The 23,537-nt window shown below is 65.5% G+C and carries 24 protein-coding genes; 14 read left to right on the top strand and 10 right to left on the bottom strand.

The window, feature by feature from the left end:
- Nucleotides 1-37 precede the first annotated feature (37 nt).
- The gene (locus tag AQ611_RS06700) at nucleotides 38-1,828 is read left to right on the top strand and encodes an acyl-CoA dehydrogenase (protein ID WP_069234046.1); all 1,791 of its coding nucleotides are present in this window, start codon (nucleotides 38-40) and stop codon (nucleotides 1,826-1,828) included.
- A gap of 210 nt (nucleotides 1,829-2,038) precedes the next feature.
- Here AQ611_RS06700 and AQ611_RS06705 read toward each other — a convergent pair whose 3' ends face one another.
- Nucleotides 2,039-3,340, bottom strand: coding sequence for a D-amino acid dehydrogenase (locus AQ611_RS06705; RefSeq protein ID WP_059519089.1), 1,302 nt, complete (start codon nucleotides 3,338-3,340; stop codon nucleotides 2,039-2,041).
- Between the two features lie 144 nt (nucleotides 3,341-3,484).
- Between AQ611_RS06705 and AQ611_RS06710 the strand changes: the two genes are divergently transcribed.
- Together AQ611_RS06710 and AQ611_RS06715 are read left to right on the top strand one after the other, a co-directional pair.
- Nucleotides 3,485-3,973, top strand: a complete 489-nt coding sequence (locus tag AQ611_RS06710) for an Lrp/AsnC ligand binding domain-containing protein (protein ID WP_059519091.1) — start codon at nucleotides 3,485-3,487, stop codon at nucleotides 3,971-3,973.
- Nucleotides 3,974-4,097: 124 nt separating this feature from the next.
- Nucleotides 4,098-5,249 carry a PA0069 family radical SAM protein gene (locus AQ611_RS06715; RefSeq protein WP_069234047.1) on the top strand — a complete coding sequence of 384 codons (1,152 nt, stop codon included), beginning with the start codon at nucleotides 4,098-4,100 and terminating at the stop codon, nucleotides 5,247-5,249.
- Nucleotides 5,250-5,304: 55 nt separating this feature from the next.
- Here AQ611_RS06715 and AQ611_RS06720 read toward each other — a convergent pair whose 3' ends face one another.
- Nucleotides 5,305-5,772, bottom strand: coding sequence for an NINE protein (locus AQ611_RS06720; RefSeq protein WP_069234048.1), 468 nt, complete (start codon nucleotides 5,770-5,772; stop codon nucleotides 5,305-5,307).
- A 528-nt stretch (nucleotides 5,773-6,300) separates the two neighbouring features.
- Here AQ611_RS06720 and rpsP point away from each other — a divergent pair.
- The 6 genes from rpsP (at nucleotide 6,301) to AQ611_RS06750 (ending at nucleotide 10,482) form a co-directional block, all read left to right on the top strand.
- Nucleotides 6,301-6,555, top strand: coding sequence for a 30S ribosomal protein S16 (rpsP, locus tag AQ611_RS06725; protein WP_004189402.1), 255 nt, complete (start codon nucleotides 6,301-6,303; stop codon nucleotides 6,553-6,555).
- 42 nt (nucleotides 6,556-6,597) lie between these two features.
- Nucleotides 6,598-7,287 (top strand): ribosome maturation factor RimM, encoded by a 690-nt coding sequence (gene rimM / locus AQ611_RS06730; RefSeq protein WP_069234049.1) that lies wholly within the window; start codon nucleotides 6,598-6,600, stop codon nucleotides 7,285-7,287.
- 1 nt (nucleotide 7,288) lies between these two features.
- Nucleotides 7,289-8,080 (top strand): tRNA (guanosine(37)-N1)-methyltransferase TrmD, encoded by a 792-nt coding sequence (gene trmD, locus AQ611_RS06735; protein WP_069234050.1) that lies wholly within the window; start codon nucleotides 7,289-7,291, stop codon nucleotides 8,078-8,080.
- A 136-nt stretch (nucleotides 8,081-8,216) separates the two neighbouring features.
- Nucleotides 8,217-8,609: a 50S ribosomal protein L19 gene (gene rplS / locus AQ611_RS06740; protein WP_059519105.1), complete on the top strand. Its 393-nt coding sequence runs from the start codon at nucleotides 8,217-8,219 to the stop codon at nucleotides 8,607-8,609.
- An 86-nt stretch (nucleotides 8,610-8,695) separates the two neighbouring features.
- Complete coding sequence (locus AQ611_RS06745; protein ID WP_069234051.1) at nucleotides 8,696-9,376, top strand: CoA pyrophosphatase; 681 nt, start codon at nucleotides 8,696-8,698, stop codon at nucleotides 9,374-9,376.
- 167 nt (nucleotides 9,377-9,543) lie between these two features.
- A complete protein-coding gene (locus AQ611_RS06750) occupies nucleotides 9,544-10,482 on the top strand; it encodes a CobD/CbiB family protein (protein WP_069234052.1) in 939 nt (312 codons plus the stop codon).
- 240 nt (nucleotides 10,483-10,722) lie between these two features.
- Here the strand turns inward: AQ611_RS06750 and AQ611_RS06755 are convergent, their stop codons facing one another.
- The 3 genes from AQ611_RS06755 to AQ611_RS06765 all read right to left on the bottom strand — a co-directional run bounded on the left by AQ611_RS06755 (nucleotide 10,723) and on the right by AQ611_RS06765 (nucleotide 13,358).
- Nucleotides 10,723-11,040 (bottom strand): putative signal transducing protein, encoded by a 318-nt coding sequence (locus tag AQ611_RS06755; protein WP_069235176.1) that lies wholly within the window; start codon nucleotides 11,038-11,040, stop codon nucleotides 10,723-10,725.
- Nucleotides 11,041-11,157: 117 nt separating this feature from the next.
- Nucleotides 11,158-12,102: a ribosome small subunit-dependent GTPase A gene (rsgA, locus tag AQ611_RS06760; protein ID WP_069234053.1), complete on the bottom strand. Its 945-nt coding sequence runs from the start codon at nucleotides 12,100-12,102 to the stop codon at nucleotides 11,158-11,160.
- Nucleotides 12,099-13,358, bottom strand: coding sequence for a M48 family metallopeptidase (locus AQ611_RS06765; RefSeq protein WP_069234054.1), 1,260 nt, complete (start codon nucleotides 13,356-13,358; stop codon nucleotides 12,099-12,101). Before AQ611_RS06765 ends, rsgA begins: the two co-directional genes overlap by 4 nt.
- A gap of 169 nt (nucleotides 13,359-13,527) precedes the next feature.
- On the opposite strand from AQ611_RS06765, the gene orn reads away from it, so the two are divergent.
- Nucleotides 13,528-14,142, top strand: coding sequence for an oligoribonuclease (orn, locus tag AQ611_RS06770; protein ID WP_069234055.1), 615 nt, complete (start codon nucleotides 13,528-13,530; stop codon nucleotides 14,140-14,142).
- A 76-nt stretch (nucleotides 14,143-14,218) separates the two neighbouring features.
- On the opposite strand, the gene mog is transcribed toward orn, so the two are convergent.
- On the bottom strand, nucleotides 14,219-14,848 hold the full coding sequence (gene mog, locus AQ611_RS06775) for a molybdopterin adenylyltransferase (RefSeq protein WP_069234056.1): 630 nt from the start codon (nucleotides 14,846-14,848) through the stop codon (nucleotides 14,219-14,221).
- Nucleotides 14,832-15,434 (bottom strand): ribosome biogenesis factor YjgA, encoded by a 603-nt coding sequence (yjgA, locus tag AQ611_RS06780; RefSeq protein ID WP_272481885.1) that lies wholly within the window; start codon nucleotides 15,432-15,434, stop codon nucleotides 14,832-14,834. Before yjgA ends, mog begins: the two co-directional genes overlap by 17 nt.
- Before the next feature lie 126 nt (nucleotides 15,435-15,560).
- On the opposite strand from yjgA, the gene pmbA reads away from it, so the two are divergent.
- Entirely contained in the window at nucleotides 15,561-16,934 is a 1,374-nt protein-coding gene (gene pmbA, locus AQ611_RS06785; RefSeq protein WP_059519325.1) for a metalloprotease PmbA, read from the top strand.
- 191 nt (nucleotides 16,935-17,125) lie between these two features.
- On the opposite strand, the gene AQ611_RS06790 is transcribed toward pmbA, so the two are convergent.
- Nucleotides 17,126-17,629 (bottom strand): dihydrofolate reductase, encoded by a 504-nt coding sequence (locus AQ611_RS06790; RefSeq protein WP_069234058.1) that lies wholly within the window; start codon nucleotides 17,627-17,629, stop codon nucleotides 17,126-17,128.
- A 180-nt stretch (nucleotides 17,630-17,809) separates the two neighbouring features.
- On the opposite strand from AQ611_RS06790, the gene AQ611_RS06800 reads away from it, so the two are divergent.
- Complete coding sequence (locus AQ611_RS06800) at nucleotides 17,810-18,781, top strand: thymidylate synthase (protein WP_059519326.1); 972 nt, start codon at nucleotides 17,810-17,812, stop codon at nucleotides 18,779-18,781.
- An 86-nt stretch (nucleotides 18,782-18,867) separates the two neighbouring features.
- Here the strand turns inward: AQ611_RS06800 and AQ611_RS06805 are convergent, their stop codons facing one another.
- Nucleotides 18,868-21,387 carry a DUF6600 domain-containing protein gene (locus AQ611_RS06805; protein ID WP_069234060.1) on the bottom strand — a complete coding sequence of 840 codons (2,520 nt, stop codon included), beginning with the start codon at nucleotides 21,385-21,387 and terminating at the stop codon, nucleotides 18,868-18,870.
- Between the two features lie 159 nt (nucleotides 21,388-21,546).
- Entirely contained in the window at nucleotides 21,547-22,257 is a 711-nt protein-coding gene (locus AQ611_RS06810; RefSeq protein ID WP_069234061.1) for an ArsR/SmtB family transcription factor, read from the bottom strand.
- A gap of 169 nt (nucleotides 22,258-22,426) precedes the next feature.
- Between AQ611_RS06810 and AQ611_RS26075 the strand changes: the two genes are divergently transcribed.
- Together AQ611_RS26075 and AQ611_RS06815 are read left to right on the top strand one after the other, a co-directional pair.
- Complete coding sequence (locus AQ611_RS26075) at nucleotides 22,427-22,576, top strand: hypothetical protein (protein WP_180978189.1); 150 nt, start codon at nucleotides 22,427-22,429, stop codon at nucleotides 22,574-22,576.
- A 200-nt stretch (nucleotides 22,577-22,776) separates the two neighbouring features.
- A complete protein-coding gene (locus tag AQ611_RS06815; protein ID WP_059519123.1) occupies nucleotides 22,777-23,283 on the top strand; it encodes an acyl-CoA thioesterase in 507 nt (168 codons plus the stop codon).
- Nucleotides 23,284-23,537: the final 254 nt, after the last annotated feature.

Raw genomic sequence — 23,537 nt, forward strand, 5'->3', positions numbered from 1 at the left:
CCCCTTTTCACACCATAAGCGAGAAGGAGAGGAGCAAATGAGCTATACCGCCCCTGTCAAGGACATGCTGTTCGTGATGAAGGAGTTGGCCGGCATCGACGAGGTCGCGAAGCTGCCCGGCTATGAGGACGCCGGTTTCGATACGGCAGCCGCCGTGCTCGACGAAGCCGCGAAATTCTGCGGCGAAGTGCTCGCGCCGCTCAACGTCGACGGCGACAAGAACCCGAGCAGCTGGAAGGACGGCGCCGTCACCGCGACGCCGGGCTTCAAGGACGCGTTCCGGCAATTCGTCGAAGGTGGCTGGCAGGGGCTGCAGCATCCGACCGAATACGACGGCCAGGGGCTGCCGAAGCTGATCGCGACGCCGTGCATCGAGATGCTGAATGCATCGAACCTGTCGTTTGCGCTGTGTCCATTGTTGACGGACGGCGCGATCGAAGCGCTGCTCACGGCGGGCACCGATGCGCAGAAATCCCGCTACGTGCCGAAGCTGATCTCCGGCGAATGGACCGGCACGATGAACCTGACGGAGCCGCAGGCGGGTTCCGATCTCGCGCTGGTGCGCTCGCGCGCCGAGCCGCAGGGCGACGGTTCGTACAAGGTGTTCGGCACGAAGATCTTCATTACGTGGGGCGAGCACGACATGGCGGCGAACATCGTCCATCTCGTGCTGGCGCGCACGCCGAATGCGCCCGAGGGCGTGAAGGGCATTTCGCTGTTCATCGTGCCGAAGTTCCTCGTCAACGACGACGGCAGCCTCGGCGCGCGCAACGACGTGCATTGCGTGTCGATCGAGCACAAGCTCGGCATCAAGGCAAGCCCGACGGCGGTGCTGCAATACGGCGATCACGGCGGCGCGATCGGCTATCTGGTTGGCGAGGAGAATCGCGGCCTCGAATACATGTTCATCATGATGAACGCGGCGCGCTTCGGCGTCGGCATGCAGGGCATCGGTGTCGCGGACCGCGCGTACCAGAAGGCGGCCGAGTTTGCGAAGGAGCGCGTGCAGAGCCGGCCGGTCGACGGTTCGGCCAAGCAGTCGGTGACGATCATTCATCATCCGGACGTGCGCAGAATGCTCGCGACGATGCGCGCGCTCACGGAAGGCGCGCGTGCGCTCGCCTATGTCGCCGCCGCGCATAGCGACATCGCGCACCGTGCCGGCGACGAAGCCGTGCGAGCGAAGCATCAGGCGATCTACGAATATCTGGTGCCGATCGTGAAGGGTTGGAGCACCGAGATGGTCAACGACGTCGCGAGCCTCGGCATCCAGGTGCATGGCGGGATGGGCTTCATCGAGGAGACGGGCGCCGCGCAGTATTACCGCGACGCACGCATTCTCGCGATCTACGAAGGCACGACGGCAATTCAGGCGAACGATCTCGTCGGCCGCAAGACGGCGCGCGATGGCGGCGCCGTCGCCAAGGCGATCGTCACGGAGATTCTGCAGACGGTCGATGCGCTCGGCGGCCATGACAGCCCGGCGTTCGCGGTGATGAAGACGCAGCTTGCGAACGGGGCGCGGGCGTTGTCGGCGGCCGTCGATTTCGTCGTGGCGAACGGCAAGGCCGATCCGAACGCGGTGTTCGCGGGCAGCGTGCCGTATCTGAAGCTCGCGGGCGTCGTGCTGTGCGGCTGGCAGTTCGCGCGCGCGCTGCTCGTCGCGCAAGCGAAGCGCGACGACGATCCGAAGTTCTACGACGCGAAAATCGCGATCGCGCAGTTCTACGCGGAGCACATTCTCGTGCAGGCGAATGCCTACGAGGCGGCGATCACCAGCGCGAAAGGCGGGCAAGGCGTGCTTGCGTTGGCGGAAGATCAATTCTGATTCGCAGCGCGAACCGAGTGGCCGGCGGGCGGCGACGAATTGGCCGGCCAGACAACAAAGGGCACCCTTTGAACGGTGCCCTTTGAACCACACCCCAATGGCGGACATAGATCCAGCCCTTGGGGTGTTTTTCTTGAATTGCCCGTTTTTTGCGCCTTCGCTCGATTGAATCGACGCGAACGAATCGCGCCGCGCGCGCGGCGCAATGCGTTATGCGTAGGCAGGGCGATGCTCGCCGTCCGTCTCGCGCAAATACCGGTGCACCGACAGATCGTCCGCGCGGATCGCCGGCTGCTTGCCCGAGATCAGATCCGCGAGCAGTTGGCCCGAGCCGCACGACATCGTCCAGCCGAGCGTGCCGTGGCCGGTGTTGAGGAACAGATTCGATACGGGCGTGCGGCCGACGATCGGCGTGCCATCCGGCGTCATGGGCCGCAACCCGGTCCAGAACGTCGCGTTCGACGTGTCGCCGCCTCCGGGGAACAGATCGTTCACGCACATTTCGAGCGTCTCGCGGCGCGCTTCGCGCAGTCCCTTATCGAAGCCGACGATTTCCGCCATCCCGCCGACGCGGATGCGCTCGTCGAAACGGGTGATCGCGATCTTGTAGGTTTCGTCGAGCACGGTGGACACGGGCGCTTTCGCCGCATCGACGATCGGTGCGGTGATCGAATAGCCCTTGAGCGGGTAGACCGGAATCTTCACGAGATTCGCGACGAAGTTCGTCGAATACGCCCCGAGCGCGACCACGTATGCGTCCGCGCGCACGATCTCGGTGCCGCTATGCTCGCTGCCGCATTGCACGCCGGCGATCTTGCCGCCCGCGATCGCGAGCGCGTCGATGCGCGTATTGAAGCGGAATGTCACGCCGAGTTGCTCGGCGAGCGCGGCCAGGCGCGTCGTGAAAAGCTGGCAGTCGCCCGTTTCGTCGCCCGGCAGCCGCAGGCCGCCCGTCAGCTTGTGCGAGACGGCGGCAAGCGCCGGCTCGGCCTTTTGCAACTCGCTTGCCGACAGCAACTCGAACGGCACGTTCGCATCGCGCAGTACGGCGATGTCCTTCGCGGCGCCGTCGAGCTGCTGCTGCGTGCGAAATACCTGAAGCGTGCCGCCCGTGCGGCCTTCGTATTGGATGCCGGTGTCGGCGCGCAGCGCCTGCAGGCAGTCGCGGCTGTATTCGGCGAGACGGACCATGCGGCCCTTATTCAAGGTGTAGCGCTCGGCGCTGCAATTGCGCAACATCTGCCACATCCATTGCAGCTGGAAGCGCGTGCCGTCGAGGCGGATCGCAAGCGGCGCGTGCTTTTCGAACATCCATTTGAGCGCCTTCAGCGGCACGCCCGGCGCCGCCCATGGCGCCGCGTAGCCTGGCGAGATCTGGCCGGCGTTCGCAAAGCTCGTTTCGAGCGCGGGGCCGGCCTCGCGATCGATCACGGTGACTTCATGCCCCGCGCGTGCCAGATAATAAGCGCTCGCCACGCCGACCACGCCGCTGCCCAAAATAACCACACGCATAGCTGCTCCAGTTCGAAAACGGCGGATGATGCGCGAGTTGACCGATGGATCCTGCAGTCTTCATCCGACCTAGTTTTTTTCGCTATGGTATTTTTGAGTGTCTAGGTTTTGTTATTGTATTTTTCTGATTTTCAGTAAAAACCGATGAGAACTCAACGTCAGCCAGTACGCGCGCTCGACAAGCTCGACCGGCGCATTCTGAAGCTTCTGCAAATGGATGGCCGGATGGCGATGAAGGATCTCGCCGAGCGGGTCGGTCTGACCGTCACGCCTTGTATCGAGCGGGTGCGGCGCATGGAGCGTGATGGCGTGATCACCGGCTATCACGCGCATGTCGATCCGGCGCAACTCGGCGCGGCGCTGTTGGTGTTCGTCGAGATCACGCTCGACCACAAGAACGGCAACATGTTCGAGCAGTTCCGCCGGGAGGTGATGAAGATCGACGAGGTGCTCGAATGTCATCTCGTGTCCGGCGATTTCGACTACCTGATCAAGGCGCGGATCGGCGAGATGGCCGACTACCGGAAACTGCTTGGCGACATTCTGCTGCAATTGCCGGGTGCGGTGCAGTCGAAGAGTTATGTCGTGATGGAGGAGATCAAGGAGACGCTGACGATCTCGGTCGGAGAATGAGAGTGCGATTGCCCGGGTAGGTCGGCGGATACGAAGCGCTTGGCGCGGCGGATCGAATGCTGTATAAATATACAGTATCGGCGGCCGTGTTCGGTGGCGGCCGTGGCTGCTTCCGAGGGGTGTGATGAGCGATCGATCCGACGTCGAATATCCGGTGGCGCCGCCCGTGCCGCGCAAAGGGCGCGGTGCGGTCGGCAATCTGCAAGGGCGTTACGAGACACTCGAGCGCGAGATGGTCGACGACGGTTGGCAGCGCGGCGAGGACGGCGAGCCGCCGGTGTTGCGCACGCAGGTATTCGAGGAGCGCGCGAGAACCATCCTCACGCGCAACGCGTCGCCGGACATTCCGTTCAACGTGTCGCTGAACCCGTATCGGGGCTGTGAACATGGTTGCATTTATTGTTTCGCGAGGCCGACGCACAGCTACCTCGGGCTGTCGCCGGGGCTTGATTTCGAAAGCCGGATCTATGCGAAGGTGAACGCGGCCGAGTTGCTCGAACGCGAACTCGCGAAGCCTCGCTACGTGCCGGAGCCGATTGCGCTTGGCGTCAGTACTGACGCGTATCAGCCAGTCGAGCGCGATCTGCGGATCACGCGGCAGGTGATTCAGGTGATGCACGATCATGGCCAGCCGTTTGCGGCGATCACGAAGTCGTCGTTGATCGAGCGCGATCTGGATCTGCTTGCGCCGATGGCGGCACGCGGGCAGGTGATGGCGGCGGTCACGATCACGACGCTCGATGCCGAGCTTGCGCGTGCGCTTGAGCCGCGTGCGGCAACGCCCTCCCGCCGGCTCCGGACGATCCGGACGCTGAGCGAAGCGGGCGTGCCGGTCGGTGTGAGCGTCGCGCCGATGATTCCGTTCGTTACGGAGCCCGATCTCGAACGCGTGCTTGAAGCTTGCGCGGACGCAGGCGCAACGCACGCCAGTTATATCGTGCTGCGCTTGCCATGGGAGGTGGCGCCGCTTTTTACCGAATGGCTAGCTGCCCATTTCCCTGATCGCGCTGAGCGGGTGATGGCTCGCGTGCGCGACATGCGTGGCGGGAAGGACTATGACGCCAATTTCAGTACGCGGATGAAAGGGGACGGAATGTGGGCGGATGTGCTCAAGCAGCGCTTTCGGATGGCGGTCAAGCGTTACGGGCTCAACGAGCGGACGCGCGGTATTCTCGATTTCACGCAGTTTCGTGCGCCGCCACGTCCATCCGTCGTCGCGAGGCCGCGGCGCATTGCGGCGCCGGCGGGCGAAAGTCCGCAATTGGACTTGTTTTGAGCATCGATTTCCGCTGCCTTCGGATCTTGGTGCGTCGATCGCGGGTGCGCGCCCGTTATTGCGAAATCTGCTTCGCGGCTTCGACCTGGGCCTCGAAATACGTCTGGAAGGCGAGTGCGAGCCCCGTCATGAGCAGGAATGCGCCGATCAGCAGCGAGAAAATCACAATGAACACGACGCTCCAGCCCGATCGGCTATGCCGGCCGGTGCCGGCATTGAATTGGGAATCCCATTTGTCGTCGGCGCGCAGTCCGTAGACGAGTGCAGCGAGAAACGCCGCGAGCAGCGAAATCGCGCCGGGTAACGCGAGGCCCCAGCCGAGCGTTGCAGTACGCTGCGTCGCCGCGAGCAGCAGGAAGCCAGGGATGCCGATGATCGTTGCAAGTACGTGTGCCCAGCCTGCGAGATCTTTCCAGCCGTACAGATAGAAGCGGTGCGCGCCGAGTGAGCCGAACAGGAAAGCGAGCAGAGCGGTGAGGGTCTTCGATCGGAAGCGAGGCGGCGTGGACGGGCTGCTTGACATGACTTGCCGGTTGAGGGTCTTTCTATGCGAACGCATCCGGGTTGCCGGAGCGCCGCGGCCGGCTGGCATTCTACGCTCAGGGGCGCTTCGTGGTCATGTGATGATTGCGTCAACGGGTCGCGCTCGTGGCGGGAGGTTCGCCATTTGCCATGTCATGTATCGGCGGCGAGCGGTCGTATCGTTGCCGTTTCCGGGCGATTTGCCGCCACCGCCATCGTTCGACGACATCCGATATCCGGTGCGGCCTGGCATCCCAGCTCACAGCCGCCCGCGCAAACGGTGCTGAAGACGGCTGGTCGCGGCGCGCGAAACCAGCGGCGGTCACGAAATGCTGTGGCGAGAACGAGACATTTTTTGCTAAGCGTGCCGCCACAAAAAGTGCGCGAGCCGTCGGCAATAAGAAAGCGGCAAGGGCAAAGCGTATGACGTCAACGTTTTTTGGCTGGTAAGTGTTTGTTGCGCCATCAAATTCGGGCTATAATCTCACGTTTCAGTAGTTTTCGAACCCGGTTTCCCGAAGGAATTCATATGGTCATCATCCGTCTGGCTCGCGGCGGCTCGAAGAAGCGCCCGTTCTACAACATCGTCGCTACCGATTCGCGTAACCGTCGTGACGGCCGTTTCATCGAGCGCGTCGGTTTCTACAACCCGGTCGCGACGAAGGGCGAAGCGCTGCGTATCGCTCAAGACCGTCTGACGTACTGGCAAGGCGTGGGCGCACAGCTGTCGCCGACCGTCGAGCGTCTCGTGAAGCAAGCGCAGAAGGCGCAACCGGCTGCCTAATATGGCTCGGTTTGCCGGAAGTGCCGGCTGCGAGGTGGTCTGATGCCCGGTCACGATTCCGGCGGTGCGAAGCGCGGGCAGCCAGCGCCGTTCGGCGTATTTGTCCGCAAGCCGGTCGGGCGCGCTCCGTCGGACGGAGCGGGTGGCGACCCGGCAGATTCAGAAGCAGTTCGCATCGAGTCGGCGCAGTCTTGGCCGGATGATGCGGTCGAAGTCGGCGCGGTGGTCGATGCATACGGTCTCAAGGGCTGGATCAAAATCGCGGCCCATGCCGGCGCAGGGCGTGGCGGCGACGCGCTGCTGAAGGCCCGCCACTGGTGGTTGCAGAAAGGCGGTGAGCGCAAGTCCGCGCGCATCGTCCAGGCGAAGCCGCATGGGGACGCGATCGTCGCGCATCCGGCGGGCTTGGCCGATCGCGATGCCGCGCTCGCGCTGCGCGGCTTTCGCGTGTTCGTGCGCCGTGGCGATTTTCCGGCGCTGTCCGACGGTGAGTTTTACTGGGTCGATCTGATCGGCCTTGATGTGGTCAACGAGGCGGGCATCGCACTTGGCAAGGTCGCCGATATGATCGACAACGGCGCGCATTCGATCATGCGCGTCGAATATCCGGCGATCGGCAACGATGCTCAGCCGAAAACCGGCGAGCGGCTGATTCCGTTCGTCGGCGTATATGTAAAGGCGGTAGAGCAAGCGGCGGGGCGCATTGTCGTCGACTGGGAAGCCGATTACTGAAATGGACGAAGCCACGCAAAGCGCGATCCAGTTCGATGTCGTGACGCTGTTTCCCGAGATGTTCCGCGCGTTGACCGACTGGGGCATCACGAGCCGCGCGGCGAAGCAGGGGCGGTTCGGTTTGCGCACATGGAATCCGCGCGATTTCACGACCGACAATTACCGTACCGTCGACGATCGGCCATACGGCGGCGGCCCAGGCATGGTCATGCTTGCGAAGCCGCTGGAGGCGGCGATCGGCGCGGCGAAGGCAGCTTTGTCGTCGCAGGGGATCGCGGCGCCGCGTGTCGTGATGATGTCGCCGCAGGGCGCGCCGCTCACGCACCAGCGAGTGATGCGGATGGCGAACGAGCAGGGCGTCGTGCTGCTGTGCGGTCGCTACGAAGCGATCGATCAGCGGCTCATCGACCGCTGCGTCGACGAGGAGCTGAGTCTCGGCGATTTCGTGCTGTCCGGCGGCGAACTGCCGGCGATGGCGCTGATGGATGCCGTTGTGCGTCAGCTGCCGGGCGTGTTGAACGATGCGCAATCGGCGGTGCAGGACAGTTTTGCCGATGGGCTGCTCGATTGTCCGCATTACACGCGCCCGGAGGAGTACGAGGGCGCTCGGGTGCCGGACGTGCTGTTAGGCGGCCATCATGCCGAAATCGAGCGTTGGCGCCGGCAGCAAGCGCTGAAGAATACGTTCGCGAAACGTCCCGATCTGATCGAGCGGGCGCGTCGTGACAAGCTGTTGAGCCGTGCCGACGAGGCATGGCTCGCGAGTCTCGCGAAGGAAGCGAAGGCGCCTTGAGCGCCGCTCGTGCCGTTCGCGAAAAGGCGGTGCCGTCCATGCGTGGGCGGCGCCTGATGTAAATCCATCCTCTATCGGGGCCGAGCCGGGAGACCGGCAGGTGCGAACGCCGACAAGATGGCTATAGGAGTCAGTCATGAATCTGATTGCAAAACTTGAGCAGGAAGAGATCGAGCGCGCGCTCGCAGGCAAGACGATCCCCGAATTCGCCCCGGGCGACACGGTGATCGTGAACGTGAACGTGGTGGAAGGTAACCGCAAGCGCGTTCAGGCTTACGAAGGCGTCGTGATCGCGAAGCGCAACCGTGGTCTGAATTCGTCGTTCATCGTCCGCAAGATTTCGTCGGGCGAAGGCGTCGAGCGCACGTTCCAGACTTACTCGCCGTTGTTGGCCAGCATCGTCGTCAAGCGCCGCGGCGACGTGCGCCGTGCGAAGCTGTACTACCTGCGCGAGCGTTCGGGCAAGTCGGCTCGAATCAAGGAGAAGCTGGTGTCGAAGGATCGCACCGCTGCTGCTGCGCAAGAGTAAGAGCTGTAAGGAAAAAGCACCCGTCAGGGTGCTTTTTTTATTTCGGCGCGACAATGTGGCCATATTCATCGAATAAGAGCTTGCCCTTGATCCGTCGCCCTATCATCGACCCCGAAGCGTTGCCGATCGTCGCGACTGGCGCGGATTTGCCCCCCGTGCCGGCCGAGCGCCTGACGCCGGCGAGTCTGCGCGAGCGGTTCGCGCGGCCGCCCGAGTGGCGGCAGGAGCCGCACGAGTCGCATTCGATCGATATCGAGCTGCGCAGCGCGTCCGTGCTGGTGCCGATTGTCGTGCGCAATCGCAGCCTCACGATGTTGCTGACGCAGCGAACCGATCATCTGAACGACCATGCGGGCCAGATCAGTTTTCCGGGCGGGCGCCACGAGCCGGGCGACCGCGATGCGATTGCCACTGCGCTGCGCGAGGCGCGCGAGGAGATCGCGCTTGCGTCCGAGCACGTCGAGGTGCTGGGTGTGCTGCCCGACTATGTGACGAATACCGGCTTTTGCGTGTCGCCCGTCGTCGCGCTCGTGCATCCGCCTTTTACGGTCCAGGCGGACCCGTTCGAAGTGGCCGAGATCTTCGAAGTACCGCTCGACTTTCTGATGAATCCGGCGCATCACGAGGAGCGCACGTTTCATTGGCAGGGCGGTGAGCGCCGTTTTTTTGCGATGCCTTATCCGCGTGATGCGGGTGGCGGCCGGTATTTCATCTGGGGCGTCACGGCTGGGATGCTCCGTAATCTGTACCGTTTTCTCGCGGCCTAGTGCTCAGTCGCGCGCCTGTTTTGCGCGCCGCCGCCGCAGGTTCGCGAGTGGTTCACGCCGGGCGTGCATCGACCGGACGCCGCGGCGGATGCATGCGGCGAGCCATTGAACACGCGCTGTGCTATCGTTATGCGAAAAATCAATTATCCGTAAACACGGCTTTTCGCATGACTTTCTTCTCGGTTCTTCTTGCGCTCATCATCGAACAGATCCGCGCGCTGTCGCCGAACAATCCGGCCTTTGCGCTGTTTCAGTCTCATGCGGAAACCGCCGCGCACGGCTTTGACGCCGGCAAGGAGCGGCATGGGGTGCTCGCGTGGCTCGTCGTCGTGTTGCCGTGGGTGTTCGCCGTCGCCCTGATCTATTTCCTGCTGTACAAAGTGAGCTTCGTGCTCGCGTTCATGTGGAACGTCGTCGTCGTGTATTTCACGCTCGGCTTCCGCCAATTCAGCCATTACTTCACCGATATCCATCTCGCGCTCAACAACGACGATGTGCCGCGCGCGCGAGACATTCTTCGCGAATGGACGGGTATCGACACGGTCGATATGCCGGTCGGCGAAATCGTCCGTCACACGTTGATTCATGCCGTGGTCGCCTCGCATCGGCACGTATTCGGCGTGTTTTTTTGGTTCGTGCTGCCGGTCGGTCCCGCGGGGGCGGTGCTGTACCGGATCGCGGAGTATCTGTCGCGTAGCTGGCGCGCGCCGGCGGACGAGCGTACTGCGGCGTTCTCGACGTTCGCGCAGCGCGCGTTCTTCGTGATCGACTGGATACCGGCGCGTCTGACCGCGCTCGGGTTTGCGATCGTCGGTAATTTTGAGGATGCGATCTACGCTTGGCGCAATCATACGCGGCAGTGGCCTGATTCGAATGACGGCGTGTTGCTGGCGGCTGGCAGCGGTGCGCTCGGCGCGCGGCTCGCCGGGCCGCTCGCCGAACCGTCGAGTGTCGACGCGCTCGCATCGGGCGATACCGATCCGCTGACGGTCGGCGACGACTGCACGCCGCGCACGCTGCAATCGGCCGTCGGTCTGGTTTGGCGCGCGGTGATTTTGTGGATGCTGTTGCTATTGATGCTGACGATTGCCGTCTGGGTATCGTGACGGCGGTAGGAGGCAAACCTGCCTGGCTGGTCCGATAGGCAAAAAACTGGCTTCGCGCTTCGCTTGAATCGCACCCCAAAAATTGGACGCCCATCCGATTTTTGGGGTGTTTTTCATGAGCCGGTCTGGTGCGGCGTTTTTGCCGCTTCGGGCATCTTCGCGGATCGCGGCCTTCGTCTCGCGGCAATGGCAATGACGGCGGCGACGGCATTTTGCGGGCGATATCGCATCTATCGCATGTCAGCCGTCGCGCGGATCGCGACCCGTGCCGCAGTGCCAGCAGGCGGTGAATTGCGGATCGAGCATCTCGCCGCAGTGCGCGCAGCGCCATGGCGACGCGCCGGGTGCCGGTTCGAGCGAGGCCGCCGCGATCAGCCGCCGCGCCAGTGCTTCGTCGCGCTCATCGTCGAGCCATAGCTCGGGCAGGCACGCATCGAGCGGCAGGCCGCCGAGTGCGCCGCCCGCGTAGCGGTTGTGCAGCTCGCAGCCGATGCCGGCGACATCGAGCACATTGGCCCAGTGCTGGGCAGTGGCGAGATCGGGAGCCTTGAAGCGCATTGCGGAGTCCTCCTGCGTGCGGCCGAAACTCGAAAAGCAGCGAGCCGGCGGCCCGTCGACGGATGCGTCGAACGGGTTGTGCGCGTGGCCGCGCCGGCCCGCGCTTCCGGCTGTCAATCAACGGACGACTTGACTCGCCTCGTGTACGAGCTGCGCATACAGTGCATGACGGGCCGGTGCGATCCGGCCGTCGGCGAGCGCGTCGAGAATCGCGCATCCCGGCTCGTGCAGATGGTGGCAATTATAGAAACGGCAGTGCGGCAGCAGCGGCCGGAACTCGGGGAATGCGCGTTCGAGGCGCCCTTCCGTCAGATGATAGAGGCCGAATTCCTGAAATCCCGGCGAGTCGATCAGCGAGCCGCCCTCCGGCAGCGGATAGAGGCGGGTGAATGTTGTCGTATGGCGGCCGCTGTTGAGCGCCGCCGAAATCTCCCGCGTTGCCGCTTCGGCGTCGGGCACAAGCAAATTGACGAGGGTCGATTTGCCCATCCCGGATTGGCCGAGCAGGATCGTCGCATGGCCGGCGAGGCGCGGCGCGAGCTGCGCGCGCGCGTCGTCGGGCGCGCCCTTGACCGACAGTTCGAGCACATCGTAGCCGAGGGCGCGGTATGGCGCGAGCCGCGCGCGCGCGGCCGGCAGCGCGGCGCCGACGTCGATCTTGTTCAGCACGACGATCGGCTTGAGTTCGTTCGCCTCCGCGGCGATCAGCGCGCGGCCGAGCAGATCCTCGCTGAAATGCGGCTCGGTCGCGAGCACGATCAGCAACTGATCGAGATTCGCGGCGAAAAGCTTCGATTTGAATTGATCGGAGCGGTACAGAAGATTGCGGCGCTCGTCGATGGCGACGATCACGCCTTGATCGGCCGACGTCTGCTCATAGCGCACGTTGTCGCCGACCGCGATCTCGCTTTTCTTGCCGCGCGGAAAGCATTGCAACAGCGGGCCGCCCGTGGCCGGCGAGACGATGTAGTGGCGGCCGTGCGCGGCGATCACGCGGCCTTCGGCGCACTCGCCGCCGCGCGCGGCGGCCTTTGCCGCCTGCTTGGTCGACGCGCGCTTCATGAATGCTTGAGCAGCCGGTCGATGCGTTGCGACGCGGGCGGGTGCGAATAGTAGAACGCCGTGTAGACGGGGTCGGGCGTGAGCGTCGATGCGTTGTCCTCGTAGAGCTTGACGAGTGCGTTGACGAGATCGCGCGGGTCGGTCTGGCTCGCGGCGAACGCGTCGGCCTCGAATTCGTGCTTGCGCGAACTCAGGCTGCCCAGCGGCGTGACGAAGAACAGGAACACCGGCATCGCAAGGAAGAACAGGATCAATGCGACGCCCGCGTTGCTGCCCGACATCGACGGCATCACGCCAAGGCCCGCGTAAAACCACGCGTGCTGCGCAAGCCAGCCGAGGAGCGCGAGCAGCGCGAGGCTCAGCACGAACGACCAGACCATGCGCTTGAGCACGTGCCGGCGTTTGAAATGGCCGAGTTCGTGCGCGAGCACGGCCTCGATCTCGTTGCCGGACAGGCGCGCGAGCAGCGTATCGAAGAACACGATCCGCTTGGCCGCGCCGAAGCCCGTGAAATACGCGTTGCCGTGCGCGGACCGGCGGCTGCCGTCCATCACGAACAGGCCCTTTGCCGCGAAGCCGCAGCGCTTCATCAAGCCTTCGATCCGCGTGCGCAGCGCGTCGTCGGACAGCGGCTCGAATTTATTGAACAGCGGCGCGATGAAGGTCGGGTAGAGCACCAGCACGAGCATTTGGAAGCCGCCCCATACGGCCCATGTCCAAAGCCACCAGAACGACCCCGCCTGATTCATCAGCCACAGCACGACGAACAGAAGCGGCAGGCCGAGCGCGGCGCCGAGCAGCGTATTCTTCGCGAGATCGGTGAAGAAGAGCCGCTTTGTCATCCGGTTGAAGCCGAAGCGCTCCTCGATGCCGAACTGGCGGTAGTAATCGAACGGCAAGTCGATCGCGCCCGAAATCGCGAGCACGGCAGCGACGAGCGCGACCTGCTGGCCGTAGCCGTGGCCGAGCCAGCGCGTGAGCAGCGTGTCGAGCGCGCCGACGCCGCCGAACAGCGTCAGCCCGACGAGGACCGCGGCGCCCGCGACAATCTCGATCATCGCGAAGCGGGTGCGCTCGATGGTGTAGTCGGCCGCGCGCTGATGCGCGGCGAGCGGGATGGTGGTGCTGAATTGCGCGGGCACGCGGTTGCGATGTGCGGCGACGAAGCGGATCTGCCGGGACGCAAGCCACAGCTTGGTGCCCGTCATCGCGACGAGCGCGGCGGCGAAGAGCAGGGTGAAGGTATAGGCGGACATCGAGGGCGTGAGTAGGTATCTATGCGAGAATTATATGTTCTTGTGCACACCGTCCGTTGGCGGGTTCGGCGAGGCGGTCAGCTTTGCCGGCCGGCCGCCGGAACGGCGCGCGGGGCGTTCCGCCATGTGCGCAGTGTGTTTTCGCATTTGCCAATTTCGCAGGATCGACATGACCGATATTTCCGCCGCGGCCGGCCAACCCGCGCTCGTTCGCAATGAACTGAACCTCGTCTGGCTCGATATGGAAATGACGGGTCTGAATCCGGACAGCGACCGTATCATCGAAATTGCCGTGGTCGTGACGAATTCGACGCTCGATATCGCGGTGGAGGGGCCGGTGCTTGCGATTCATCAAAGCGACGAAACGCTCGCGAAGATGGATGACTGGAACAAGAACACCCACGGCCGCTCGGGCCTGATCGACCGCGTGCGCGCGTCGAGCGTCACCGAGGCGGCCGCCGCCGCGCAGATCGAAGCGTTTCTCGGCCAGTATGTGCCGCCCGGCAAATCGCCGATGTGCGGCAATTCGATTTGCCAGGACCGGCGGTTCATGGCGCGCTGGATGCCGGAACTCGAGCGTTTTTTTCATTACCGCAACCTCGACGTCAGCACCCTCAAGGAGCTGTGCCGGCGCTGGCAACCGGCGGTCTACAAGGGCTTCCAGAAGCGTGCGATGCATACGGCGCTTGCCGATATTCACGAATCGATCGACGAACTCAAGTATTACCGCGAGCATTTCCTGATTCAGCCGGCGGCGCAGGCTGCGGCCGGCGGGGCGGCGTAACGCGCCCGTTCGCGCTCGCGTGCGGCGCGCCGCGCCGCACGCTGCCGGCTTGCTGCAATGCGTCATGCGACGAACGTCACGTGCCGCACGATTTCGGGGCGCGTACCGCGCTCTTGGGCCGGAATGCCGCGCAGACGTGCGCATGCGTGTCGACGTAAGGTCCGCCGATCAGATCGATGCAGTACGGCACCGCAGCGAAGATACCGGGCACCTGAATCTTGCCGTCGTCGCCGCGCAGCCCTTCCAGCGTTTCCTTGATCGATTTCGGCTGGCCGGGCAGGTTGACGATCAATGCCGCGTGGTCCGGCGTTTCGCGGATGACCGCGACCTGCCGCGACAGGATCGCGGTCGGCACGAAATTCAGGCTGATCTGCCGCATCTGCTCGCCGAAGCCGGGCATTTCCTTCGTCGCGACCGCGAGTGTCGCCTCGGGCGTCACGTCGCGGCGAGCCGGGCCGGTGCCGCCGGTGGTCAGCACCAGATCGCAGCGTGCGATGTCGACCAGCTCGATCAGCGTGGCCGAGATCGTCTGCGCGTCGTCGCGGATGAGCCGGGTCTCGGCGCGCCACGGCGATGCGAGCGCGCCCGCGAGCCAGTCGGTCAACGCCGGAATGCCTTTGTCCTCGTAGACGCCGCTCGATGCGCGGTCGCTGATCGACACGATGCCGACCAGGAGTTCGTCGGGATGATTACGCTGGGTCGTCATGATCGTCCTCGGCGGCGGGGGACTCTTCATCGTGCGCGTCTGCCGTGGTGCTCGCCGTCTTGATCCATTGGAACAGTTCGCGGAAGTAGCGCGGCGGCTTGCCCTGCTGCGTTTCCTTGCGCGCATTGCGAATCAGCGTGCGGCCTTCCTGCACGTCGGCAGACGGATATTCGCGGATGAACGCGGTGAGCGCGTCGTCGTTCGCGAGCAGGTGCTCGCGGGTGCGCTCGATCCAATGCAGCCGCGCGGTTTCGGCTTTGTTGACGCCGCGCTGCGCGTCGAGCGCGGCGCGCAGCGCCGCCGTCTCGCCGTCGGACAGCGAGCGCATCACGCGGCCGACATACTGGATCTGGCGGCGTTTGCCTTCGTGATCGGTGATCCGGCGTGCCTCGGCGACGGCGTCGGCGAGATCCTCCGGCATCGGCATGCGCTTGAGCGCGTCCTTCGGCAGCTCGACGAGGGCGGCGCCCAGTTCCTGCAGCGCGTGCATGTCGCGCTTCAATTGCGATTTGCTCGGGCGGTCGTAGCCGTGGCCGGCATCGTCGGCGGCGGGCTCGATCGGTTGGATGCGGGTTTTGCGTGTCATGGGCGGCATTGTATCGCGGCGCAGCGTTCGCCGAACCGCGTCAGCGGCGCCGGACCTTGCTATGATCGCGGGATACGCACATTTCGAAACATGCGGGCGATTCGCCCGCCACCGGATACCACGACGATGGCTGCAAACCTCGCCGACGCCCCCGCGCGTCATTTTCCGCATACGCAGGACGAACTGAAAAACATCGCGGCCGACATTCTCCGGCACGCGAAGGCGCTCGGCGCGACCGACGCCGCCACCGAGATTTCCGAGGGCGATGGGCTGTCGGTATCGGTGCGGCGCGGCGCGATCGAGACGATCGAGCACAATCGCGACAAGACGGTCGGCGTGACGGTTTTCATCGGCAAGAAGCGCGGCAACGCGAGCACGTCGGATTTCTCGCCGGCGGCGCTGAAGGATACGGTCGCGGCGGCATACAACATCGCGCGCTTCACCGCCGAGGACGATGCGGCGGGGCTTGCCGAGGCCGAGCTGCTCGAGACCGAGCCGCGCGATCTCGATTTGTATCATCCTTGGCACGTGTCGGCCGACGACGCGGTTGAAATCGCGCGCCGCGCGGAGGACGCCGCGTTTGCGGTCAGCCCGCAAATCCGCAATTCGGAAGGCGCGAGCGTATCCGCCCAGCACTCGCAATTCGTGCTCGCGACGTCGCGCGGCTTCGTCGGCGGCTATCCGTACTCGCGGCACTACGTCGCGTGCGCGCCGATCGCGGGCAGCGGGCGGCTGATGCAGCGCGACGACTGGTACACGTCCAAGCGTCGCGCGGACGATCTCGCGCCGCCCGAATCGGTCGGCCGTTACGCGGCCGAGCGCGCGCTCGCGCGGATCGGCGCGCGCCGTCTCGATACGCGCAAGGTGCCGGTGCTGTTCGAGGCGCCGCTCGCGGCGGGGCTGCTCGGCGCGTTCGTGCAGGCGGTAAGCGGCGGTGCGCTGTATCGCAAGACGTCGTTTCTCGTCGACAGCCTGGGTAAGCAAGTATTCGCGCCGCACGTGCAGGTGGTCGAGGACCCGCACGTGCCGCGCGCGATGGGCAGTGCGCCGTTCGACGAGGAAGGCGTGCGCACCCGCGCGCGCAGCGTGGTGAGCGACGGCGTCGTCGAGGGCTATTTTCTGTCGACGTATTCCGCGCGCAAGCTCGGCACGCAGACGACCGGCAACGCGGGCGGCTCGCATAACCTGGCGCTCAGGAGCGCGCAGACGCAGCCCGGCGACGATTTCGACGCGATGCTGAAAAAGCTCGGCACGGGCCTGTTGCTGACCGAATTGATGGGGCAGGGCGTCAATTATGTGACGGGCGATTATTCGCGCGGCGCGGCGGGCTTCTGGGTCGAGAACGGCGTGATTCAGTATCCGGTCGAGGAAATCACCGTCGCGAGCACGTTGCAGGAGATGTTCCGCCATATCGTCGCGATCGGCGCGGATACGATCGTGCGAGGCACGAAGGAAACCGGCTCGGTGCTGATCGAGCAGATGACGATCGCGGGGCAGTAAGTGCGAGCGGCAGCCCAGCCGCCGCGCCGCAGTCGATAAAAAGCGCCGCTTCGCTTGTCGCGGCGCTTTTTGTTTGCGCTCGAGCGGCGGATTGCGCCGATATCGGCAACGCATGCCCGTTGCGCATGCGCCGGTGAATGCGGGGCGCCGATTCGTCGAACGAATGACGAGTCAACGCGTGCCGGTGTTGTTCAGCCCGGGTGTCTGCGCCGGTAAACGACGAATGCGTAGGCGAAATCATTCGGCATCGCCGCGCGATGCGTATCGCGCGACACTTCTTCCCACTGCGCCGCATCGGGCGCGGGAAACGACGCATCTCCCTCGAAATCCTGATCGATCTCGGTGACGAGCAGCTTGTCTGCTTGCCGGATGCCTTGTGCGTACAGTTGTGCGCCGCCGATCAGGAACGCTTCGGCCGCGCCGTCGCGCGCGGCGAGCGCGAGCGCCGCGTCGAGCGACGTCGCGGTGTCGCAGCCGTCGAAGCGCCGCGCGCCGTCGCGCGTGACGACGATATTGCGGCGGCCGGGCAGCGGCCGGCCGATTGATTCGTGTGTCTTGCGGCCCATGATGACGGGTGCGCCCATCGTTGTTCGCTTGAAATACGCGAGATCCTCGGGAAGTTTCCACGGGAGCTGGTTGTCGCGGCCGATGACGCCATTGCGGGCGCGCGCGACGATCAGGGTCAGCGTCGTCATGACGGAAAAGGAAGCGGAAAACGCAAAGGCCCGATTCTACCGGATTGCGCTGAGCGCGATGACGGCGCTCGCGCGGCCGCGCGGGGGCCATTGCCGGACGCGGGCACGGCCGGGCCGCGATTCGGCTGGCTTGCTAAAATGGGCGCGATGCGGCCGCTTGCCGCGGCCAAAGGAATTCGCATGAAACAGTATCTTGACCTTGTTCGCACCATTCTCGACACCGGCACCTGGCAGACCAACCGCACCGGCATTCGCACGATCAGCATCCCCGGTGCGATGCTGCGCTTCGATCTGCAACAGGGCTTTCCCGCCGTGACGACGAAGAAGCTCGCGTTCAAGTCGGCGATCGGGGAGTTGGTCGGCTTCCTGCGCGCGAAGCGCAGCGCGGCCGATTTTCGCGCGCTCGGCTGCAAGGTGTGGGATGCGAACGCGAACGACAACGCGCAGTGGCTCGCGAATCCGTATCGGCTCGGCGCCGACGATCTCGGCGACGTATACGGCGTGCAATGGCGCCGCTGGCCGGGCTACAAGGTGCTCGATGCGCGGGCCGATGCGCAAATCACCGACGCGCTGTCGCGCGGCTATCGCGTGGTCGCGCAATTCGAGCACGGCGACGCGCGCAAAGTGCTGATGCATAAGGCGATCGACCAGTTGCGCGATTGCCTCGATACGATTGTCCGCGATCCGTCGAGCCGCCGCATTCTGTTCCACGGCTGGAATCCAGCGGTACTCGACGAAATCGCGCTGCCCGCGTGTCACCTGCTGTACCAGTTCTTGCCGAACGTCGAGCGGCGGGAGATCTCGCTGTGTCTGTACATTCGCAGCAACGACGTCGGGCTCGGCACGCCCTTCAATCTCGCCGAAGGCGCGGCGCTTTTGTCGCTCGTCGGCCGCTTGACGGGCTATGCGCCGCGCTGGTTCACGTATTTCATCGGCGATGCGCATATCTACGAAAATCAGCTCGACATGCTGAACCAGCAGTTGCAGCGCGAGCCGTTCGCGAGCCCGCGGCTGGAGATCGCCGAGCGGGTGCCCGAGTTCGCGAAGACGGGCAAGTATGAGCCGGAGTGGCTCGAGCGCATCGAGCCGTCGGATTTTTCGCTCGTCGACTATCGGCATCACGAGCCATTGACCGCGCCGATGGCGGTTTGAGCGACGCGTTGGCATTGCGGGTTCCGGCCCGTGTCTGCGGGGTAAAAAAAACCGTGAATTTCACGGGGTTTTTTTTACTGGGTGCGTCATGTGTGCCGGCGTGCATTGAAGTGTGCGTCGAACGCGTGCGGCTGATCTGGGCGCATCGGATGGGCCGGTGCCTGGCGCGCGGGCGGGGAAGGCGCGCGCGGCGCGGGTTGCGGTGACGGTGCGGGGCGAGGCTCGATCCGGGGCGCTTCCATTGTCGGCCGAGGCGCGCGTGGCGCTTCCATTGGCGGCAGGGACGCGGGCGGACGATAGTCGTTACGCGGCGCCGCGTTCGGCGGCGGCGTTTTGCGCTGGATGCCGTGCGGCATCTGCCGGACGGCGAAATCGTTGCGCTGCGCTTGCCATGTCTGCTGCGGGCTTACCGGCGACGGCATTTGCGGTGTGGGCGCAGAGCGCGCCGCGCGGATCGGCGGCGGCGCGCTTGGCGCCGGTGGCCGGTAATCGGGCAACGGATTCGGCGCGCCGCTGCTCGGGCGCGGTTGAGCGGGCGACGCAGGCGCTGGCCGATCGTTCGCGCCGCTTGCGCGCTGCTGCGCGATCGGCGGATGCGGGACGGACCATGACGGCTGCGCGCGCGGCGTGTCGCCCGGCGTGCCGGCATGGTTGCGCACGGAAGGCTCATCGAGCGCGGGCGGCCTCGGCACGCCGTTGTTGACCGATGGAGCGGGATTGACCGGCCGCATTGCGTTCGGCGGGACGGAGGTTCCGCGCGCGGCGTTGTTTTGCGGCATCTCCGGTTGTGTCGCGTTCGCGGGTGGTGCGCTGGCTTGCGCACGCTCGATGGCGCGCGCGGCCGCTGCCGGATTACCGCCGCCGGGTTGCGGGCCGCGCAGCGGCGGCGCGAGTGGCGTGTGCGTGTCGACGAGCTGTACGTTGCGCATCGCCCAGTGGCTTGGCTCGCCGGTATTGCCGATCGCGGGCATCTGCCGCATCGCGTAGTTCGGCGGCGCAGTGGTCTTCACGACGGGGACGCCGGCGCCCGGCACCAGCGCGCCGCTTTGCACCAGGTGCGCGGCGAGCCGGTCGCGATAGGCGGCGGGCACGACCGGATTGCGCGTCGCGACGATCGAGCGTTGTTCGACGGCTGCGGGCGGCCGGTACGCCGCGTTGCGCAACTCGCCCGCCAAGCTCTGCCGCACGGGCGCAAGGCCGGGCGCGCCGGAGCCGATGCGTGCGTTGCGCCATTGCTGCGGATCGACCTTCTGTGCGAAATGCGCGACTGGCTGGCCGTGAACGAACGCCGTCGCGGGCACGGCCGTCACCGCGTTCGGCGCGTGGAAGTTGACATACGTGTTATGGATGTTCGTGATGTTCGTCACGTTCACCGTTTTGTTGACGTTGACCGTGTTGATCGTGCCGTTGTTGACGATCACGGTTTGATTCACGCGCAGATAGTAGTGCGGGCTCCAGCCGCCCCAACTCGGCCGCCACGGGTCGCGCGGGCCGAGCGGGAACCACGCGACGCCCGCCGCGGCGATGCCGCCGATCGCGAGGCTCACGCTCCAGTCGAACCCGCCGCCCGCGCCGCCGACGAAGGCGACGAGCGCCGGCGCATAGCACGGCGGCGGCGCACTGACGACGAGCGGCCCGGGCACCCATGCCCACGCGTCGCCGACATACGCCCAGCGGCCATAGTGGTAAGGCGCGAAGCCCCATGGCTGATCGTCGATCCAGGTCCAGCCCCACGGCGCTTGCCAGATCCAATGGCCGGTCCGGTACGGCGCCCAATCGGCCGGCACCGCGCTCGGCACCCAGACTTCGCCGTAGTCGGGGGTGTCGCGCCACGTGCCGTTCGCGTCCAGATCCTGATAACCGGGAATGTCGCGCGACACGTAACGTGCCGACACCGAGCGCTCCTCGGCCGCATCGCGGCTCGCCGCCCATTCGTCGAGGCTGTCGGGCGGCGGTGCGGCGGCGGTGTCCGCCACTTGCAGCGCGGTGCCCGTGAAGACGACGCGTTGGCCGGCCGATACCGGCATCTGCGTATTGTCGCCATAGACGGTCGCGCTGCCGCGTCGCACGGTGACGGCCGTGCTCGCGCCGTCGGGCGCGACATCGACGCGATAGTCGCCGGGCGAGCCGACGGCGAGCGCGAGATTCGGCGTGTCGATCTCATACGACGTGCCGGGCGCCAAGTCGCGCACGTGCGTCGACAGCGTGCCGAGCGGCACCTTGAGCTGCGCGTTCGTATCGTCGAGATTGAGGATCGACAGGCTCGTCGACTGCCCCAGGCGCACCGCGCTCGAACCGATGTGCAACTCCGAGCGCGCGCCCGCATCGTTCCACAACTGGTCGCCCGTCGTCAGCGGACGGTTGACGGCCGCGTACGACCAGTCGCTCGCGCCCGCGGGCTCTGTCGTGACGGCACCGGACAAATAATTGAGCCGCGCGACGCGGCTGGGCGGATCGCCGTCCGGTTGCTGCGCGGCGGCTGCCGCCGCGGCACGCGCGTCGAAGGTTTGTGCGAAAGCCGGCTGCCACGCGGCGAGCGCGGCCGCCGCGGCAATCGTGTAGCGTGCGATGCGGGGCAGATTGGGCAAAGCGCAGGCGGCTGACATGGTCGTGTGGTCTCTGTTATGTCCGGCGTGGCACGCGCCGTATGAGTCCACTCTATTCGCTACGCATGTTTCAATGCCGGTCTTTTGTTATGCAATTTGATGCGCATGTAACAAGAGTTGTCCGCGCCGCCCGTTTCGTCAGAGCGATGAAAGCCCGCGTCATCGGCGGGTAAGCCATGCATCGAATGCGCGCTGGCCGGCCGGTGTCACGCGCAGCACGCGCGGCTTGCCCGTCTGCTCGATCCAGCCGTGCTGGTGAAAGCAGCCGAGCAGCGCCGCGCCGAGCGCGCCGCCGAGGTGAGGGCGCCGCTCGCTCCAGTCGGCGCACGTGCATGCGAAACGGCGGCGCTTCGCGCGCTCGCTGACGATGTCGATACCCCATTGCGCAAATTGCGCGGCGCCCGTTGCCGTCACGTCGATCGTGCCGTTTTCGGCAGTCAGCCAACTGCGCGCGCTCAATGCGTCGAACACCTGCACCGCGAGCTCGCCCGCCATGTGGTCGTAGCAGGTGCGGGCGTAGCGCATGTCGAGCGGCACGGTGCGCGCGGCGCGCGGCGCCGGACGCTGCTGCGCCGCCGCCTGCGCGACGTTCGCCAGCGCCTCGATGGCCGCGGCGACGTCGGGCGAGGCGATCCGGTAGTAGCGGTGCCGGCCGCGCACGTCGAGCGCCAGCAGGCCGCTGTCGGTGAGCCGCGCGAGGTGCGCGCTCGCCGCGGAAGGCGAGAGCCCGGCGATCAACGTCAACTCGCCCGCCGGGCGTGCGCTGCCGTCCATCAGCGCCCACAGCATCGCGGTGCGTCCGGGGTCGGCGAGCAGCGCGCCGATACGGTTCAGGCCGGGGAGGGATGCGTGGTGGTCGGAGGCGGGCATGGGCGATCCTGACGGGCGAAGGGGGGCGGTTGGGAGTGTAGACGGTTGGCGGCTCCGATGTTTCCGGATTGGATGAAATATCGAATGCGCGGCGCGGGCGGGGCGCGCGTAAAATGCAACAATCCGCTGACTAGACGGCGCGCGGCCCTTGCGCGCCGCACGCTCGACCATGCTTCGTTCAATCAAGATTCTTGCGCCGATCCTGCTGATCGCAGCCGTCTGCGCGGGCTGCGCGCAAGGGGGCGCCAATACGGGCGCCGGAACCGGGAGCATCGAAATGTACGGCACGATCGACCGTGGCGTGACGATTCGCAATTGAGGCTGCGGGGGCGATGAGGCGGCTCGGCCGTGCGGTTTCGACGGCATGCCCTGCGTCGGCGGCGCAACCGGCGGCCGCGCGCCGCCCGATGGACGCCATGCGGACCCGTGGCGGCGCGGCTCGCCGGCTGCGGCTTTATGTCGCGGCGCAGTATAATCGACGCGTCTTTTTGCATTGCCGCAATACTGGAGCCCGCCGAGATGCCAGCTACCCCCACCGCGCCTGTTGATCGCACCGAAACCGTTTTCCGCTTTCTTGCCGAGCCGACGTCCGTCAATTTCGGCGGCAAGGTGCATGGCGGCGCGCTGATGAAATGGATCGACGAGACCGCCTATGCATGCGCGGCGATCTGGTCGAGCCGTTATTGCGTGACGGTGAGCGTCGGCAACATCCGGTTTCAGCGGCCGATCCTCGTCGGCAATCTGGTGGAATTGAAGGCGCGCGTCGTGGCGACGGGGCGCACCAGCATGCACATTCATGTGTCGGTGCACGCCGGCGACCCGAAGGGCGGCGTGCTGCGCCAGACCACTGATTGCCTCGTCGTGTTCGTCGCGGTCGACGAGAACGGCAATCCGGTGCCGGTGCCGCCGTTCGTGCCCGCTACCGACGAGCAGAAGCGCCTCGCGCAGTACGCGATGGACGTGAAGGACGCGCTCGACAAGATCGTCGAACTCAAGCCCGAGGAAGTCGCGAAAGGGACGGTGTGACGGGCGGATGCCCGCGGGCGTGGCGCGATGGCGTTGCCCGTGTGGGTCGATCATGCGCGCGCACTCCGCCCCCTGAAGCGCGCGGCTGAGCACGCGATGCGGCGCGCTTCAGGGGGCGGAATGCGCGCCAGGGCGGGCTGTGCGGCTGGCGACGCGCAAGCCTCAGGCTTCGAGCGATGCCATCTCGTCGGTGGCTATCGCGTCGTTCGATCCGCTCAGACCGTTCCCCTGACACGGCCAGCCGCCGTGTGCCG

This window comes from Burkholderia singularis, assembly GCF_001718875.1.
Lineage (GTDB): Bacteria > Pseudomonadota > Gammaproteobacteria > Burkholderiales > Burkholderiaceae > Burkholderia > Burkholderia singularis.

Excerpts from the sequence above, each read along its gene's own strand:
- AQ611_RS06710 (WP_059519091.1), top strand. The coding sequence starts at position 3,485 with ATGAGAACTCAACGTCAGCCAGTACGCGCGCTCGACAAGCTCGACCGG.
- AQ611_RS06705 (WP_059519089.1), bottom strand. The coding sequence starts at position 3,340 with ATGCGTGTGGTTATTTTGGGCAGCGGCGTGGTCGGCGTGGCGAGCGCT.
- trmD (WP_069234050.1), top strand. The coding sequence starts at position 7,289 with ATGGACGAAGCCACGCAAAGCGCGATCCAGTTCGATGTCGTGACGCTG.
- rpsP (WP_004189402.1), top strand. The coding sequence starts at position 6,301 with ATGGTCATCATCCGTCTGGCTCGCGGCGGCTCGAAGAAGCGCCCGTTC.
- AQ611_RS06750 (WP_069234052.1), top strand. The coding sequence starts at position 9,544 with ATGACTTTCTTCTCGGTTCTTCTTGCGCTCATCATCGAACAGATCCGC.
- orn (WP_069234055.1), top strand. The coding sequence starts at position 13,528 with ATGACCGATATTTCCGCCGCGGCCGGCCAACCCGCGCTCGTTCGCAAT.
- AQ611_RS06815 (WP_059519123.1), top strand. The coding sequence starts at position 22,777 with ATGCCAGCTACCCCCACCGCGCCTGTTGATCGCACCGAAACCGTTTTC.
- AQ611_RS06790 (WP_069234058.1), bottom strand. The coding sequence starts at position 17,629 with ATGACGACGCTGACCCTGATCGTCGCGCGCGCCCGCAATGGCGTCATC.
- AQ611_RS06765 (WP_069234054.1), bottom strand. The coding sequence starts at position 13,358 with ATGTCCGCCTATACCTTCACCCTGCTCTTCGCCGCCGCGCTCGTCGCG.
- rplS (WP_059519105.1), top strand. The coding sequence starts at position 8,217 with ATGAATCTGATTGCAAAACTTGAGCAGGAAGAGATCGAGCGCGCGCTC.
- AQ611_RS06715 (WP_069234047.1), top strand. The coding sequence starts at position 4,098 with ATGAGCGATCGATCCGACGTCGAATATCCGGTGGCGCCGCCCGTGCCG.
- mog (WP_069234056.1), bottom strand. The coding sequence starts at position 14,848 with ATGACGACCCAGCGTAATCATCCCGACGAACTCCTGGTCGGCATCGTG.
- AQ611_RS06720 (WP_069234048.1), bottom strand. The coding sequence starts at position 5,772 with ATGTCAAGCAGCCCGTCCACGCCGCCTCGCTTCCGATCGAAGACCCTC.
- AQ611_RS06755 (WP_069235176.1), bottom strand. The coding sequence starts at position 11,040 with ATGCGCTTCAAGGCTCCCGATCTCGCCACTGCCCAGCACTGGGCCAAT.
- rsgA (WP_069234053.1), bottom strand. The coding sequence starts at position 12,102 with ATGAAGCGCGCGTCGACCAAGCAGGCGGCAAAGGCCGCCGCGCGCGGC.
- AQ611_RS06700 (WP_069234046.1), top strand. The coding sequence starts at position 38 with ATGAGCTATACCGCCCCTGTCAAGGACATGCTGTTCGTGATGAAGGAG.
- AQ611_RS06800 (WP_059519326.1), top strand. The coding sequence starts at position 17,810 with ATGAAACAGTATCTTGACCTTGTTCGCACCATTCTCGACACCGGCACC.
- AQ611_RS26075 (WP_180978189.1), top strand. The coding sequence starts at position 22,427 with ATGCTTCGTTCAATCAAGATTCTTGCGCCGATCCTGCTGATCGCAGCC.
- AQ611_RS06810 (WP_069234061.1), bottom strand. The coding sequence starts at position 22,257 with ATGCCCGCCTCCGACCACCACGCATCCCTCCCCGGCCTGAACCGTATC.
- pmbA (WP_059519325.1), top strand. The coding sequence starts at position 15,561 with ATGGCTGCAAACCTCGCCGACGCCCCCGCGCGTCATTTTCCGCATACG.
- AQ611_RS06805 (WP_069234060.1), bottom strand. The coding sequence starts at position 21,387 with ATGTCAGCCGCCTGCGCTTTGCCCAATCTGCCCCGCATCGCACGCTAC.
- yjgA (WP_272481885.1), bottom strand. The coding sequence starts at position 15,434 with ATGACACGCAAAACCCGCATCCAACCGATCGAGCCCGCCGCCGACGAT.
- rimM (WP_069234049.1), top strand. The coding sequence starts at position 6,598 with ATGCCCGGTCACGATTCCGGCGGTGCGAAGCGCGGGCAGCCAGCGCCG.